Annotated in this window: 13 protein-coding genes; 6 read left to right on the forward strand and 7 right to left on the reverse strand. The window is 69.5% G+C overall.

Features of this window, described 5'->3' with window-relative positions; all coding sequences use genetic code 11:
* Nucleotides 1-5 precede the first annotated feature (5 nt).
* The 6 genes from ACZ6I3_RS34870 to ACZ6I3_RS34895 all read right to left on the reverse strand — a co-directional run bounded on the left by ACZ6I3_RS34870 (nt 6) and on the right by ACZ6I3_RS34895 (nt 6,097).
* Nucleotides 6-962: a M48 family metalloprotease gene (locus ACZ6I3_RS34870; RefSeq protein ID WP_469420179.1), complete on the reverse strand. Its 957-nt coding sequence runs from the start codon at nt 960-962 to the stop codon at nt 6-8.
* 38 nt (nt 963-1,000) lie between these two features.
* A complete protein-coding gene (locus tag ACZ6I3_RS34875; RefSeq protein ID WP_469420180.1) occupies nt 1,001-1,507 on the reverse strand; it encodes a Pycsar system effector family protein in 507 nt (168 codons plus the stop codon).
* Nucleotides 1,504-2,412, reverse strand: coding sequence for an SPFH domain-containing protein (locus ACZ6I3_RS34880; protein ID WP_469420181.1), 909 nt, complete (start codon nt 2,410-2,412; stop codon nt 1,504-1,506). Before ACZ6I3_RS34880 ends, ACZ6I3_RS34875 begins: the two co-directional genes overlap by 4 nt.
* A gap of 20 nt (nt 2,413-2,432) precedes the next feature.
* Entirely contained in the window at nt 2,433-4,538 is a 2,106-nt protein-coding gene (locus tag ACZ6I3_RS34885) for a hypothetical protein (RefSeq protein ID WP_469420182.1), read from the reverse strand.
* On the reverse strand, nt 4,535-5,269 hold the full coding sequence (locus ACZ6I3_RS34890) for a hypothetical protein (RefSeq protein WP_469420183.1): 735 nt from the start codon (nt 5,267-5,269) through the stop codon (nt 4,535-4,537). Before ACZ6I3_RS34890 ends, ACZ6I3_RS34885 begins: the two co-directional genes overlap by 4 nt.
* Nucleotides 5,270-5,392: 123 nt before the next feature.
* On the reverse strand, nt 5,393-6,097 hold the full coding sequence (locus ACZ6I3_RS34895) for a Crp/Fnr family transcriptional regulator (protein ID WP_469420185.1): 705 nt from the start codon (nt 6,095-6,097) through the stop codon (nt 5,393-5,395).
* 203 nt (nt 6,098-6,300) lie between these two features.
* Between ACZ6I3_RS34895 and ACZ6I3_RS34900 the strand changes: the two genes are divergently transcribed.
* The 6 genes from ACZ6I3_RS34900 (at nt 6,301) to ACZ6I3_RS34925 (ending at nt 11,786) form a co-directional block, all read left to right on the forward strand.
* A complete protein-coding gene (locus ACZ6I3_RS34900; RefSeq protein WP_469420187.1) occupies nt 6,301-6,822 on the forward strand; it encodes a DUF1707 and DUF4190 domain-containing protein in 522 nt (173 codons plus the stop codon).
* A 303-nt stretch (nt 6,823-7,125) separates the two neighbouring features.
* A complete protein-coding gene (gene rpsL, locus ACZ6I3_RS34905; protein WP_003948652.1) occupies nt 7,126-7,497 on the forward strand; it encodes a 30S ribosomal protein S12 in 372 nt (123 codons plus the stop codon).
* A gap of 2 nt (nt 7,498-7,499) precedes the next feature.
* On the forward strand, nt 7,500-7,970 hold the full coding sequence (gene rpsG / locus ACZ6I3_RS34910; RefSeq protein WP_003992340.1) for a 30S ribosomal protein S7: 471 nt from the start codon (nt 7,500-7,502) through the stop codon (nt 7,968-7,970).
* A 39-nt stretch (nt 7,971-8,009) separates the two neighbouring features.
* Nucleotides 8,010-10,136: an elongation factor G gene (gene fusA / locus ACZ6I3_RS34915; RefSeq protein ID WP_469420188.1), complete on the forward strand. Its 2,127-nt coding sequence runs from the start codon at nt 8,010-8,012 to the stop codon at nt 10,134-10,136.
* Between the two features lie 154 nt (nt 10,137-10,290).
* Nucleotides 10,291-11,484, forward strand: a complete 1,194-nt coding sequence (gene tuf / locus ACZ6I3_RS34920; RefSeq protein WP_193482362.1) for an elongation factor Tu — start codon at nt 10,291-10,293, stop codon at nt 11,482-11,484.
* Between the two features lie 188 nt (nt 11,485-11,672).
* On the forward strand, nt 11,673-11,786 hold the full coding sequence (locus ACZ6I3_RS34925; RefSeq protein ID WP_469420219.1) for a DUF397 domain-containing protein: 114 nt from the start codon (nt 11,673-11,675) through the stop codon (nt 11,784-11,786).
* Nucleotides 11,787-12,108: 322 nt separating this feature from the next.
* On the opposite strand, the gene ACZ6I3_RS34930 is transcribed toward ACZ6I3_RS34925, so the two are convergent.
* Entirely contained in the window at nt 12,109-13,497 is a 1,389-nt protein-coding gene (locus ACZ6I3_RS34930) for a S41 family peptidase (RefSeq protein ID WP_469420191.1), read from the reverse strand.
* Between the last annotated feature and the right edge of the window lie 104 nt (nt 13,498-13,601).

The following is a 13,601-nucleotide window of genomic DNA, read 5'->3' on the forward strand; positions in this document are numbered from 1 at the left end:
GCGTGTCAGCGCCGGCTGTCCAGATGGGCCTGCAAGCGGTGCAGCCGGGTGTGGACGTCGGGGTGGGAGTCGAGCAGCCGGGCGATCATTCCGCCCTTGTTGAAGGCAAGGCCCGGTGCGGTGGGCGTGACCTCCCGCTCGCGCTCCTGGTGCAGTACGGCCATCAGTTGGGGCGCGAAGCCGAGCCCCGCCGCGTGCTCGTCGGCCCGTAGCTCGGACCGCCGGGAGACCGCGGCCACCAGGTAGGGCGTCGCCAAGGGCAGGAAGATCAGGCCGTACGTGGCGGTCGCCAGCGCGATCAATACGGCCCCGGCCACGCCGATCACCACGGCGGCCGCACCTGTCGGGAGCCGGTTCAGCCGTGTTGCCGACCGGAGCAGCAGCCGCCAGGTGAGCCGGGCTGGCAGCGCGTACCAGAGGGACAGGAGCGAGGCCCACGCGTGGCCGCGCGTGTGATGCCCCAGTTCGTGGGCGAGGACGCCGGCGAGCTGGGCGGGCGTCAGGGTCCGCAGCGAGTGACTGGTGACGCCGACGATGTGCCCGGCCGCCGCCAGGGCGTTGATCTCGTCGCTCTCCTCCATCCAGAGTTGATAGGCGCTCGCGTCCACTCCGGCCCGGGCGGTCACCTCGCGCCAGACGGGCCGCAGCCGCCTGTCCTCCTCCGGTGTGGGGTAGCGCAGGCCGAACAGCCAACGGGCCAGGAGCCGTTCGCACGGCCGGTGGAAGACCAGGGCTCCGCTCAGGACCCAGCAGCCGAAGAGAAGCCACCAGGGCAGCTCGCTGAGGTGGCCCAGGGCGTAGGACAGGACGAAGACGACGGCCAGGCTGGCGGTGACGTGGGGGAGGTGCAGCGCCAGCGCGCCAAGGGCGGTGAGGTCCGCCCCGCGCCGGCGGGCGGCTATGTGGATCCGGCCGGGGCGGCGGGGGAGGTCGTCGTCGGGGACCGGTGCGGACATGGGCATGGGCCTTCCTTCCCGTGCGGGGGACAGAGCGGCGTGGTTCAGGCGAGGAGCATCGATCCGGGCAGCAGGACCGCCGCGCACCCGAACGAGAACAGTCCGGTCCGGATCCAGAAGTGCTTGCGGGCGGCGATGCCGCTCGTCTCTGAGAGGGCGAGCAGCAGGCCACGAGCGGGGTCGCGGCCGGTGTCCGCGAGGGCCGTGGTGAGCCGGCCCTCGGCTGCGGCCCGTCGTACGTCGCCGAAGTAGGTGAGCGGACTGCCGGGCGTCCAGCGGCTGTTCCGGTAGCGGGGCACGACCGCGAGCAGGAGGGCGAACAGCGCGACGACCAGGGACGTCGCCCCGGCCCACCACAGCACGGCCGCGGGCGCGGGAAGCCGACCGGGGGTCCAGTCGCGGTCGGCCAGGAGCGCGGCGAGCATGCCCCCCGAGATGCCCAGGGCGCCGACGAGCACGGTGGCCTTGGCGTCGGCGCGGGCGATCTCGCCGCGGAGATCGGCGAGCAGCTGGATGCCCGCCCGCACGCCGGAATCGTCCGAGGAGGTCATGTGCCCGACTCCGCATCGTCCTCGGGCGGGGCGGACGGGTCCGTGGTCCGCAGGATGACCTTCATCCGCTCGGCGATGAGCTTGTGGGGCTCGTCGAGCTGGTAGCCCTCCAGCTGCTTGCTGTCCAAGGCCTGGTTGATCAGGTTCACCTGGGTGTCCAGCAGCCTGTTCTGGCCCGACTGGAGATGCTCCAGGACGAGCCGGGTCTCCTCCGGGTGCGCCGCCAGGTGCAGGGCGAGCGCGGCGGTACCGCCCCTGGCCAGGGTGAGTTCGTAGAACCTGATCTGTTCGGCCCTGCGCTCGGCCTCGTAGATGTCGCGGAGCAGGGTCGCCTCGTGCTCCGGCTTCGCGGCCTCCACCTCGTGCCGTGCGGTCCGCAGGCGGTCCTGGTGGGATCGCTCGGTGGCGTCGCGGCGCAGGCGTATGGAGCAGGTGACGTGCAGGCCCTGGGCGCGGCCCAGCGAGGTCGCGTCCCGCACCGCCTGCTGCACGGCCTGCTCCGCCTCGGCGCTCGCGTCGATGGAGTGACGTCGGCCGGTCTCCCGCATCAGGGGCAGCAGCTCCCTGGTGAGCAGGCCGGGTACGTCCCGCTCCTGGCTGCGGACGAAGAGCGCCGGGTGGGTGACCCGCCAGCCGACGTCGGCCGTGACCTCGAACTCGAAGCTGTCGACCAGGCTGGGCAGGGGCACGGTCAGCTCGAAGGCGTGCGGGTCCGTGTCCACCTCGTACACGGCGACGAACCGCCGCACGGACGCGGGACGGTCGGGCGGCGGGAAGGTCTCGTACGCGCCCTTTCGGGTCACACACACCAGGGCGTGGTCGATGCGCCCCATGAAGCGCCGGCCACCGAGGTGGAAGCGCGGCAGCTGCCAGACGGTGCGGACGGGGTCGGTGTCGTGTTCCATGGTCGGCCTCCGAAGGCGGGTCAGTCGAGGGCTAGGCGCTTGCTCAGCCGGTCCGCCGCCGGTGTGACGGCTCCCCTGGAGTCGCGGACCGTGCCCAGCAGGTGGCTGACGCGCCGCCGGTTGGTGGGCGTGGTGACGAGGGCGCCGAGCAGCGAGGCGAGGGCCGACTCGGTCTCCGGATCGTCGTCGGCGCCGCGGACCCAGCCGCGCAGGACGCCGAGCGCCTTCGGGTTGTGCGTCCGGTCGGTGAGCAGCGCGTCCCAGAAAGCGGCCAGCTGCAGGGCGGCGGTCGGGTCCTCGGCTGCCGCGGCCCGCGCGTACCAGGCGAGGACGGGCGGACGGTCGCTGTCGTCGTCCTCCGTCTGCCGGCAGGCCTGGAGGAAGGCGAGCAGGGCGTGCGGGCGGACCATGCGGTCGGTGCGGCGGAGTTCGTCCAGGGCGGTCAGTACGGGGTCCCGTACGGCGAGGAGGAGGAGTTCGAGGGCGTCGGCGAGCTGACGGGCCTCTTCCGGTGGCTCCCCGTCCTCCTGGACACCGGCGGCCTCTGCGGGCGGTGGCCGGTGCATGGCGTCCACGAGTGCTGCCAGGGTCTCCTCATGGTGCACCGGCCCCAGGAGGCCGTAGGCACGGATGGCCGTCCAGCGGCGGCTCTCGACGTCGCCGACGCACCAGTCGTGCAGGATCCGGGAGACGGCCGGCACATCCAGCAGCTGGGTCATGGTGAGAGCGTTGGCCGCTGTCAGCCAGGCGTGAGGCTTACGGCCGTCCGCCCACGGCTCGATGAGATGGGCCATGGCGGACGACAGATCGGCCCTGGCCAGCAGCGCGGCTGCCGACGCCGCCCGGGTCCGCACGAGCGGGCGGCGGTCATCCGCCAGCTTGCGGATCCACTCCGCGAAGGCCGGGCGCGCGGACGGGTGGAGGTTCCACACCTCCTCCAGCAGCATCGGAGCCGTCCGCTCGTCCCGGAAGGCGGCGCAGAACCTGCCCTTCAGGGGACCCCACTCGGTGACCTCAGCGGTCACATAGCCGTCGGCTTGCGCGAGCCGGAGCCGCTCCTCGCGGGAGCTGCCGAAGACGGGGATGGACGGCTGGGTCTTCGGATTCTGGATGTTGTGGAGGCGTACGAAGAGGCCGTCGGCCAGCTCGGCCGTCACCGCGTACGGCGCCTTGTCGAAGACGGCGAGGGAGACGAGGAACGCCTTGTCGTTCAGCTCGGGCTTCTCCTCGGTGAGCCAGCGGGTCACCTGAGTCGCCACGGCGGTCTCGCCGAAGGCAGCGAGCTGTGTCTCGTCGATCTGGCCGCGATGGTGTGCGACGAGCCGCAGCGCGAACTGCCTGATCTCGTCCGGGCGGTGGTACCGGGTGAGAAACTCCTTCACCGCTGTCAGTCCGCACAGTTCCGGCCAGGCGGACTCACCGGTCGCCGGAGTGACGTGGGCGTGCAGCAGGTCCTCGGCCGGCGGCGGCTCCCACCGTACGGAGGGCAGGCCGCTCAGCGACGCCGAGGGCTCGACGGTGATCACCAGACGGGCATGGGCGCGCTCCAACCGCTCGCGAAGAGAGAGCAGTTGGGCCTCGCGCAGGGGGCGGTTTCGGCTGACCGGCAGATCGCACAGGACGTATCCGGCCGAGGCGTCCAGTTGGTCGGCCAGCGCCGGGAACGACGCGGGGGGATCCAGGGAGCGCAACCGGTCGGCGCCCAGCCGGTGCAGCAGCATCAGCGCGGCGGTACGGCGGCCCGTCTCACGTCCGCCGGACAGGATGACGAGCCTGTCGTCCCGCAGGCGCTTGAGAGCCTCGTCGAAGCTCTGGCAGCCCCGGAAGACGACTTGCAGATCTTCGATCTCCGCGTGCGGTATCGGCCCGGACAGCGGGAGAGGCGCCTCGGCCCGGCCTCCGAAGTGGAAGTGCTGGTCGCCGTAGTGCGTGCCGCCCGCCTGGCCGAACTGGTCGCGGGTGACGAGGGTGGAGACGAAGTCCGGGGCGTGCGCGATCAGGTCCCGGCGTGCGGCCCACGCCTCCTGCCTCGGCTGTTCTTCGGCCGCCTCTTCCCCCTGCTTCTTCTCGCCGTCCTGCGCTTCGGCCGGATTCGCCGCGTCGGTCGGGTTCTCCTCCTGGCTCATCGGCGCTCGTCCCGGGCGCGGCCCGTGAAGTCGAAGTGCTGGCCGCCGTGGAGGGTGCCGCCCGCCTGACCGTATTGATCGCCGTGGATATGGACGCCGTCGCTCTGGGGCGCGGGGGTGTCCGGGGCCTCGGAAGCGGAGGCCTCGGGAGGCCCCGAGGCGCCCGGCTCCCCGTGCACCCAAGCCACCGTAGGCCCCTCCTTCGTCCCCACCGTCACCCGATGGAACTCCTCCGGCCGCACGCCCAGCGGGCCGTGCCGTACCACCCCTTGGTAGATCCCTTCCGAAACGCACAGCACGCAGTCGGACTCGCGCTGCTTCAGGGCGTCGCGCAGGGGGTCGGAGTTCAGGAGGCGGACCGCGTGGTTGAGGTCGGAGCCGACCCAGCCGTCGAGTTCGTCGACGGCGACGTAGCCGGAGGACAGGACGATGCGCAGCCGCATGCGGGCGCTGGTTGCCAGGAGGCGGTTCTTGTTGTGGAGGAGGGCGGGGGTCTCGGTCAGAAGTGTCTTGATCAGGGCGGGTACGGGGACCGCGGTGTCGATCAGCTCCATCACGGAGTCGCCGCGGTCGGCGCGCAGCCGGGCCGTCTCGTCGACGGCGGCGTCGAGCAGGGTCGTGTCGACGACGTCGTACAGGACGCGGCGCAGGAACGCCTGTTCCACGTCGTCGCGTGAGCCGTACTGCTCGATGTCGAAGAGGAGGATCGTGCGGTACACGGGGTCGGTCATGGCTGCCTCTCGCACGTCGGTGTCCGTCGTCCAGCACGATGGCGGGTCGCGGGCGAGGGCCGCAGGGCCGATGACACGGACGGAGTGTGACCGTGTGCATGGAACGGCGGGCGGGGATGTGCGTCAGGCGGAGGCGTCGCCGGCGATGCGGCGCAGTACGTCGGGGCGGAGTACGACGATGCGGCGGCGCCGGGTGGCGACGACCTGGCGGTCCCGCAGCTCCTTGAGGAGCCGGGCCACCGCCTCACGCGAGGAGCCCACGGAACCGGCGAACTCCTGCTGGCTGAGCCCGATGGTGAGTTCGACGCCCTCGTCCGTCCGGCTGCCGTGCGTGCGCACCAGTTCGAGCAGCAGGACGGCCAGCCGCTCGCGCACGGTCAGCGCGGCCCATTCCAGCCGGCGGCGATCGGTCGACCGCTGCCGGTCCGTGGACAGGCTCAGCAGGTGCAGCGCCACCCGGGCGTGGTCCGAGACGAACGCGGTGAAACGGTTCTGGTCGATGACGACCGCCTCGACCGGTTCCAGGGCCGTCACAGTCGCCGAGCGGCCGCGGCCGCTGAGAGCCGCGCCCTCGCCGATGATGTCGCCGGGGCCGCGCAGGGCGAGCAGTGCCTCGTAGCCGTTGGCGGCGATCGCCGTGACCTTGGTCCAGCCGTGCAGGAGGAGCAGGACGTGGGCCGAGGGCTCGTCCTGGTGCAGGATGACGCCCCGTGCCCGGTAGCCGAGGGGGCGGCCGATGGCGAGCAGGGCGGCGCGGTCCTCCCGCTCCAGCCGGGCGAGGAAGGGGACGCCGTCGTCGTCCCACGCGCGTGTCTGCCCCCCGGTCATTCCGCCGACCCCCGCGTTCACCTGTGCCGATGCCTGCCCTGTACAGGCGTCGTACTGGCGTCAACGTACTGGAAACGACCATGGAGGAAACGGGCGTGATTCGGCCGCGTGGCTGACGAACGGCGCCTCGCCCCGGTGCACCGATGCCGGAAGCGTCCCTTCGGCGCATCATGGAAGAACTCAGCCTCCCGCGGAGGTGCTCCGTGTCCCAGCCCCCCTACCCGCCCTGGCACCCCTGGCAAGCCCCCGGCGCCCCCTCCCTGCTCGCCTCGCACGCCGATCGGGAGCGGGCCGTGGACGTGCTCAGAGCCGGGTACGGCGAGGGGCGGATGGAGCGGGACGAGTTCGAGAAGCGGGTGGCGCGGGCGTACGGGGCCCGGACCGTGGGGGAGCTGGCGCTGCTCGTCGCGGATCTGCCGCAGGGGCCGGTGCCGCAGTCGGCGGGCGCCGTGCCCGTGGCGCGGACGTTCCTGCCGGTGCCGCGGCCTCCGACGAACGGGAAGGCGGTCGCGGCGGGTGTGTGCGGGCTGCTCTGTGTGCCGACGATGGGGCTGACCGGGATCCCGGCCGTCGTGCTGGGGCATGTGGCGCGGGCCGAGATCCGCAGCCGGGGCGAGCTGGGGGACGGGCTCGCGCTGACCGGGCTGGTGCTCGGATGGTTGTCCACGGCAGGCTGGGCACTCGTCCTGGTGTTGCTGACGGTGGTGTCCATCGCGGCGGGCTGAACGTCCGGGTTGTACGTCCGGCTGAACGGCCTGGGGTCTTGACATGCTCCGCATAACCATGCGGGCGTCACCCATTTGTTTTGACCGCAGCGAATGCGATAGGTACGCTCAGACCTTGTGCCTGGGGTGTGCCCTGGCTCTCGTGCGTGCCATCAACCGCATCGCGAGCTGTTACCGGCCACCGCAATCTGCGCTTCTTTCTGCCTCGCGGCGGGAGTCCGCGGGATTCGACACACCCGACCGCGTGGGTCGGCGACGTTCCAGGTTAGCTTCACCATTCGGCACACAGAAACCGGAGAAGTAGTGCCTACGATCCAGCAGCTGGTCCGTAAGGGCCGGCAGGACAAGGTCGAGAAGAACAAGACGCCCGCACTCGAGGGTTCCCCTCAGCGTCGTGGCGTCTGCACGCGTGTGTTCACGACCACCCCGAAGAAGCCGAACTCGGCCCTGCGTAAGGTCGCGCGTGTGCGTCTGACCAGCGGGATCGAGGTCACCGCTTACATTCCGGGTGAGGGACACAACCTGCAGGAGCACTCCATCGTGCTCGTGCGCGGCGGCCGTGTGAAGGACCTGCCGGGTGTTCGCTACAAGATCATCCGCGGCTCGCTCGACACCCAGGGTGTCAAGAACCGCAAGCAGGCCCGCAGCCGCTACGGCGCCAAGAAGGAGAAGTAAGAATGCCTCGTAAGGGCCCCGCCCCGAAGCGCCCGGTCATCATCGACCCGGTCTACGGTTCTCCTCTGGTGACCTCCCTCATCAACAAGGTGCTGCTGAACGGCAAGCGCTCCACCGCCGAGCGCATCGTCTACGGCGCCATGGAGGGTCTGCGTGAGAAGACGGGCAACGACCCGATCATCACGCTGAAGCGCGCACTGGAAAACATCAAGCCGACCCTCGAGGTCAAGTCCCGCCGTGTCGGTGGTGCGACGTACCAGGTTCCGATCGAGGTCAAGCCCGGTCGTGCCAACACGCTCGCGCTGCGCTGGCTGGTCGGTTACTCCCGCGCCCGTCGCGAGAAGACCATGACCGAGCGTCTGCTCAACGAGCTTCTCGACGCCTCCAACGGCCTTGGTGCCGCTGTGAAGAAGCGCGAGGACACCCACAAGATGGCCGAGTCCAACAAGGCCTTCGCGCACTACCGCTGGTAGTCGCTACCCACATCGAGACCGAGAGAAGACTGAAGCCTTATGGCTACCACTTCACTTGACCTGGCCAAGGTCCGCAACATCGGGATCATGGCCCACATCGACGCGGGCAAGACGACCACCACCGAGCGGATCCTGTTCTACACCGGTGTGTCTTACAAGATCGGTGAGGTCCACGACGGCGCTGCCACGATGGACTGGATGGAGCAGGAGCAGGAGCGTGGCATCACGATCACGTCTGCTGCGACCACCTGTCACTGGCCGCTCGAGGACAACGACTACACCATCAACATCATCGACACCCCGGGGCACGTCGACTTCACCGTCGAGGTGGAGCGCTCCCTGCGTGTGCTCGACGGTGCTGTGACGGTGTTCGACGGTGTCGCCGGTGTCGAACCGCAGTCCGAGACGGTGTGGCGTCAGGCCGACCGTTACGGCGTTCCGCGTATCTGCTTCGTCAACAAGCTCGACCGGACCGGCGCGGAGTTCCACCGCTGCGTCGACATGATCTCGGACCGCCTTGGTGCGCAGCCGCTGGTCATGCAGCTGCCGATCGGTGCCGAGGCGGACTTCAAGGGCGTCATCGACCTCGTGACGATGAAGGCCCTGGTCTGGTCGGCCGAGGCGACCAAGGGCGAGATGTACGACACCGTCGACATCCCGGACACCCACGCCGAGGCTGCCGAGGAGTACCGCGGCAAGCTGCTCGAGGCCGTCGCCGAGAACGACGAAGAGCTGATGGAGCTGTACCTGGAGGGCACCGAGCCCTCCGTGGAGCAGCTCTACGCCGCGATCCGTCGTATCACCATCGCGTCCGGCAAGAGCGACGGCACCACCGTCACCCCCGTGTTCTGCGGCACCGCGTTCAAGAACAAGGGCGTCCAGCCCCTGCTCGACGCGGTCGTGCGCTACCTGCCCACCCCGCTCGACGTCGAGGCCATCGAGGGCCACGACGTCAAGGACCCGGAGCAGGTCATCGCGCGTAAGCCGTCGGAGGACGAGCCCCTCGCCGCGCTGGCGTTCAAGATCATGAGCGACCCGCACCTCGGCAAGCTCACCTTCGTCCGCGTGTACTCCGGCCGTCTGGTGTCCGGCACCGCCGTGCTGAACTCCGTGAAGGGCAAGAAGGAGCGCATCGGCAAGATCTACCGCATGCACGCGAACAAGCGTGAGGAGATCGAGTCGGTGGGCGCCGGCGACATCGTCGCCGTCATGGGCCTCAAGCAGACCACCACCGGTGAGACGCTGAGCGACGACAAGAACCCGGTCATCCTGGAGTCCATGGACTTCCCGGCGCCGGTCATCCAGGTCGCCATCGAGCCCAAGTCGAAGGGTGACCAGGAGAAGCTGGGCGTCGCGATCCAGCGCCTGGCCGAGGAGGACCCGTCCTTCCAGGTCCACACCAACGAGGAGACCGGCCAGACCATCATCGGTGGTATGGGCGAGCTTCACCTCGAGGTGCTGGTCGACCGCATGAAGCGCGAGTTCAAGGTCGAGGCCAACGTCGGCAAGCCGCAGGTCGCCTACCGTGAGACGATCCGCAAGGCCGTCGAGCGCGTCGACTACACGCACAAGAAGCAGACTGGTGGTACCGGCCAGTTCGCCAAGGTGCAGATCGCGATCGAGCCGATCGAGGGCGGCGACGCCGCGTACGAGTTCGTGAACAAGGTCACCGGTGGCCGCATCCCGAAGGAGTACATCCCTTCGGTGGACGCCGGTGCGCAGGAGGCCATGCAGTTCGGCATCCTCGCCGGCTACGAGATGACGGGCGTCCGCGTCACGCTCATCGACGGTGGCTACCACGAGGTCGACTCCTCCGAGCTCGCGTTCAAGATCGCCGGTTCGCAGGCCTTCAAGGAGGCCGCGCGCAAGGCCAGCCCCGTGCTGCTCGAGCCGATGATGGCCGTCGAGGTCACCACGCCCGAGGACTACATGGGTGAGGTCATCGGCGACATCAACTCCCGCCGTGGCCAGATCCAGGCCATGGAGGAGCGGGCCGGTGCCCGCCTCGTGAAGGGCCTGGTGCCCCTCTCGGAGATGTTCGGCTACGTCGGAGACCTCCGCAGCAAGACCTCGGGTCGCGCAAGCTACTCGATGCAGTTCGACTCCTACGCCGAGGTTCCCCGGAACGTCGCCGAGGAGATCATCGCGAAGGCCAAGGGCGAGTAACGCACAGCGTCTACACGCCGTAGGCTTGACTCCGGAGCCTTGAGGGGCATTCCGTCACAATCGTGGCGAGAATGCCCCGGGCCCGGGCTTTCCAGCAAAGATCACCTGGCGCCGATGAGTAAGGCGTACCAGAACCACTCCCAGGAGGACCCCAGTGGCGAAGGCGAAGTTCGAGCGGACTAAGCCGCACGTCAACATCGGCACCATCGGTCACATCGACCACGGTAAGACGACCCTCACGGCCGCCATTACCAAGGTGCTGCACGACGCGTACCCCGAGCTGAACGAGGCCTCGGCCTTCGACCAGATCGACAAGGCTCCCGAGGAGCGCCAGCGCGGTATCACGATCTCGATCGCGCACGTCGAGTACCAGACCGAGACGCGTCACTACGCGCACGTCGACTGCCCCGGTCACGCGGACTACATCAAGAACATGATCACGGGTGCGGCGCAGATGGACGGCGCCATCCTCGTGGTCGCCGCCACCGACGGCCCGATGCCGCAGACCAAGGAGCACGTGCTCCTGGCCCGCCAGGTCGGCGTTCCGTACATCGTCGTCGCCCTGAACAAGGCCGACATGGTGGACGACGAGGAGATCCTGGAGCTCGTCGAGCTCGAGGTCCGTGAGCTGCTCTCCGAGTACGAGTTCCCGGGCGACGACGTTCCGGTCGTCAAGGTCTCCGCTCTGAAGGCCCTTGAGGGCGACAAGGAGTGGGGCAACTCGGTCCTGGAGCTCATGAGCGCCGTTGACACCGCGATTCCGGAGCCGGAGCGCGACGTCGACAAGCCCTTCCTGATGCCGATCGAGGACGTCTTCACGATCACCGGTCGCGGTACGGTCGTCACCGGCCGTATCGAGCGTGGTGTCCTCAAGGTCAACGAGACCGTCGACATCATCGGCATCAAGACCGAGAAGACCACCACCACGGTCACCGGCATCGAGATGTTCCGCAAGCTGCTCGACGAGGGCCAGGCCGGTGAGAACGTCGGTCTGCTGCTCCGCGGCATCAAGCGCGAGGACGTCGAGCGCGGCCAGGTCATCATCAAGCCGGGCTCGGTCACCCCGCACACCGAGTTCGAGGCGCAGGCCTACATCCTGTCCAAGGACGAGGGTGGCCGCCACACGCCGTTCTTCAACAACTACCGCCCGCAGTTCTACTTCCGTACGACGGACGTGACCGGCGTGGTGACCCTCCCCGAGGGCACCGAGATGGTCATGCCGGGTGACAACACCGAGATGAAGGTGGAGCTCATCCAGCCCGTCGCCATGGAGGAGGGCCTGAAGTTCGCCATCCGCGAGGGTGGCCGGACCGTGGGCGCCGGCCAGGTCACCAAGATCAACAAGTAAGTCTTCGGACTGGCTTGAGGGTCTACTGACCTGAGTGGCTCGAAGGGGCCCGTACGACTTCGGTCGTGCGGGCCCTTTTGCTGTTGGCCGGGGGCGGCTCGAGTTGACCTGAGGCACTGAGGCATCTCCGCATTCTGGAGCTGCCGTACGGAACCCTCCGTGCGCAGGCCCTTCCGCCGCGGGAGTCGCTGGTCCACGTCCGGGACTCGAAGCAAGACCGGGGCCCCTGCCTGGCGCTCTCCCTCACCACCTGGGCGGGGTTCGTGTCGGGAATCTCCGAACTGGAGCCTTCGGGCCACTAGCCCCCGGTGGTCACAGCCGGCCAATGGCCCAACCGCTCCACTCCCCCTCGGAGACCCTCTGCCGCCGTCGAACCGGAACCCGGCGTGCATGCGAAAACGCGACCGCGCCTGCTACGCCGAGCGGCAACGCAAGCAACCTACGGGCCGACAGACCTGGGCCACCCGCGTTTCAGGGCCGCTCGCTCGCTTCTCTCACGTGCTTCCGCGGCCCGGGTCAAGGGGCGGACGAAGGCCGATCGGCGAAGCCGACGCGCAGCGCCCTTGAGGCGGGCCGCGGAAGCACGACACTGGCAAAGAAGCGGGCGGCCCGACAGCGTCGAGGTCAGCGCCCTGCTGAAGCCCGACCCCGCAGCACATCGACAGCCCGGTCGAATGCGGAGTCCCTCCTCTTCTCGAACTCCTCCTTCGTGAACACCGGCTCGGTCAGGTGCGGCGGGATGCCCGTGCCGTCGTACGTCCGCCCCGCCCGGTTCAGGAACTCCTCGTTCGGGAGGATCGCGGTCATGTCGTTGGGCAGGTCGCGTTCCATGACGTCGGAGAAGACGCCCTGGGTGGGCCGGCCGATGCGCACGGTGTGGCCCGGCCGGTCGATCAGGGCCTGGGTGAAGGTCTCGCCGGCGCTGACAGTGGAGCCTCCGGTGAGTACGGCGATGGGGCCGGTGTAGTGGGTCCCGTCGGCCGGGGTGACGCGGATGGGCTCGGGGCGGGTGTGCCGGGCCGGGTCGCTCGGATGGTTCCGGGCGCGCTTCGCGTAGGCGACGTAGGGCGTGTCCGTCAGGCGCTCGGCGATCCGAATGCCGAGGGCGTCGGAGCCGCCGCCGTTGATGCGCAGGTCGATGATCAGGCCTTTGAGCCGCTGGGTGCGGTCCTTGGTGAGGACGGTGTCCAGGGCCTTGTCGAGTGCGGTGAGGTCGGCGGAGTACGGGGCGTCCTCGGAGGCGTAGCCGCCGAAGCCGGAGATACGGAGATAGCCCTGGCCGGCGCGGCCGGGCAGGTCGGCGTAGGTGATCCGGCCGTTGGCGAAGTCCTGGCGGTAGGGGGCGCCCTTGAGGTCGCGCTCGACGACGAACTTCTTGACCTTGGCGTCCAGCTGAGGGCTGGGCACCTCGGTGCCGGGGCGGACCTGGGCGAAGACGAGGTCCCCGTCCTCGACGGCGACATGGGCGTCGTAGAGAGGCCGCACCATGTCGCTGAAGACCTCGAAGAGCTCCTCGCGGCTGGTGCCCTTGTGCACCTTGGGCCGATACCGGTCCCGGACGTCCCGCCAGTCGATGCCCTTGGCGGCGAAGAAGGGGTAGTTCTCGGCGAAGGAGTGCCAGAAGACGTCGAAGGAGGTGCGGGGGTCCTTGGGCGTGGGGCGGCTGCAGTCGGCGGGCAGTTCCTTGATCCGTTGGAGCGCGCGGTGCCCGACCGAACTGTCCGCACCGAGGGTGGCACGGTCCCGGCCCGGCCCGGGGCGGACGGTCAGTACGGTGCCGTCGGCGGTCGTGTACGCGCCAGGGCCGGTCCTCCGCGCGGCCTCGCCCTTGACGCAGCTGACGGACGTCGTCTGGAACTCCTGAAGGGTGTCGCCGTCGAGGGAGAGGACGGTGCCGTATCCGTCCATGCGCCAGACGCCGTCGATGCCGGGCCTGCCGGGGCCGGCGGTGGCGGGCGCTGCCGCCGCCGTGGCGAGGGCCAGGGTGAGGACGGTGGCCGTGACGGTTCGCATGATCGGTTCCCCCGTTGTGTGGTCGTGTATCTCCTACGGTGCCCGGGGGAGCGGAGGCGGGCCATCCGGCGGGCTGGTGGACGGAGGTGGGGACAGCCCCCTCC

This window comes from Streptomyces sp. NPDC041940, from assembly GCF_055589465.1.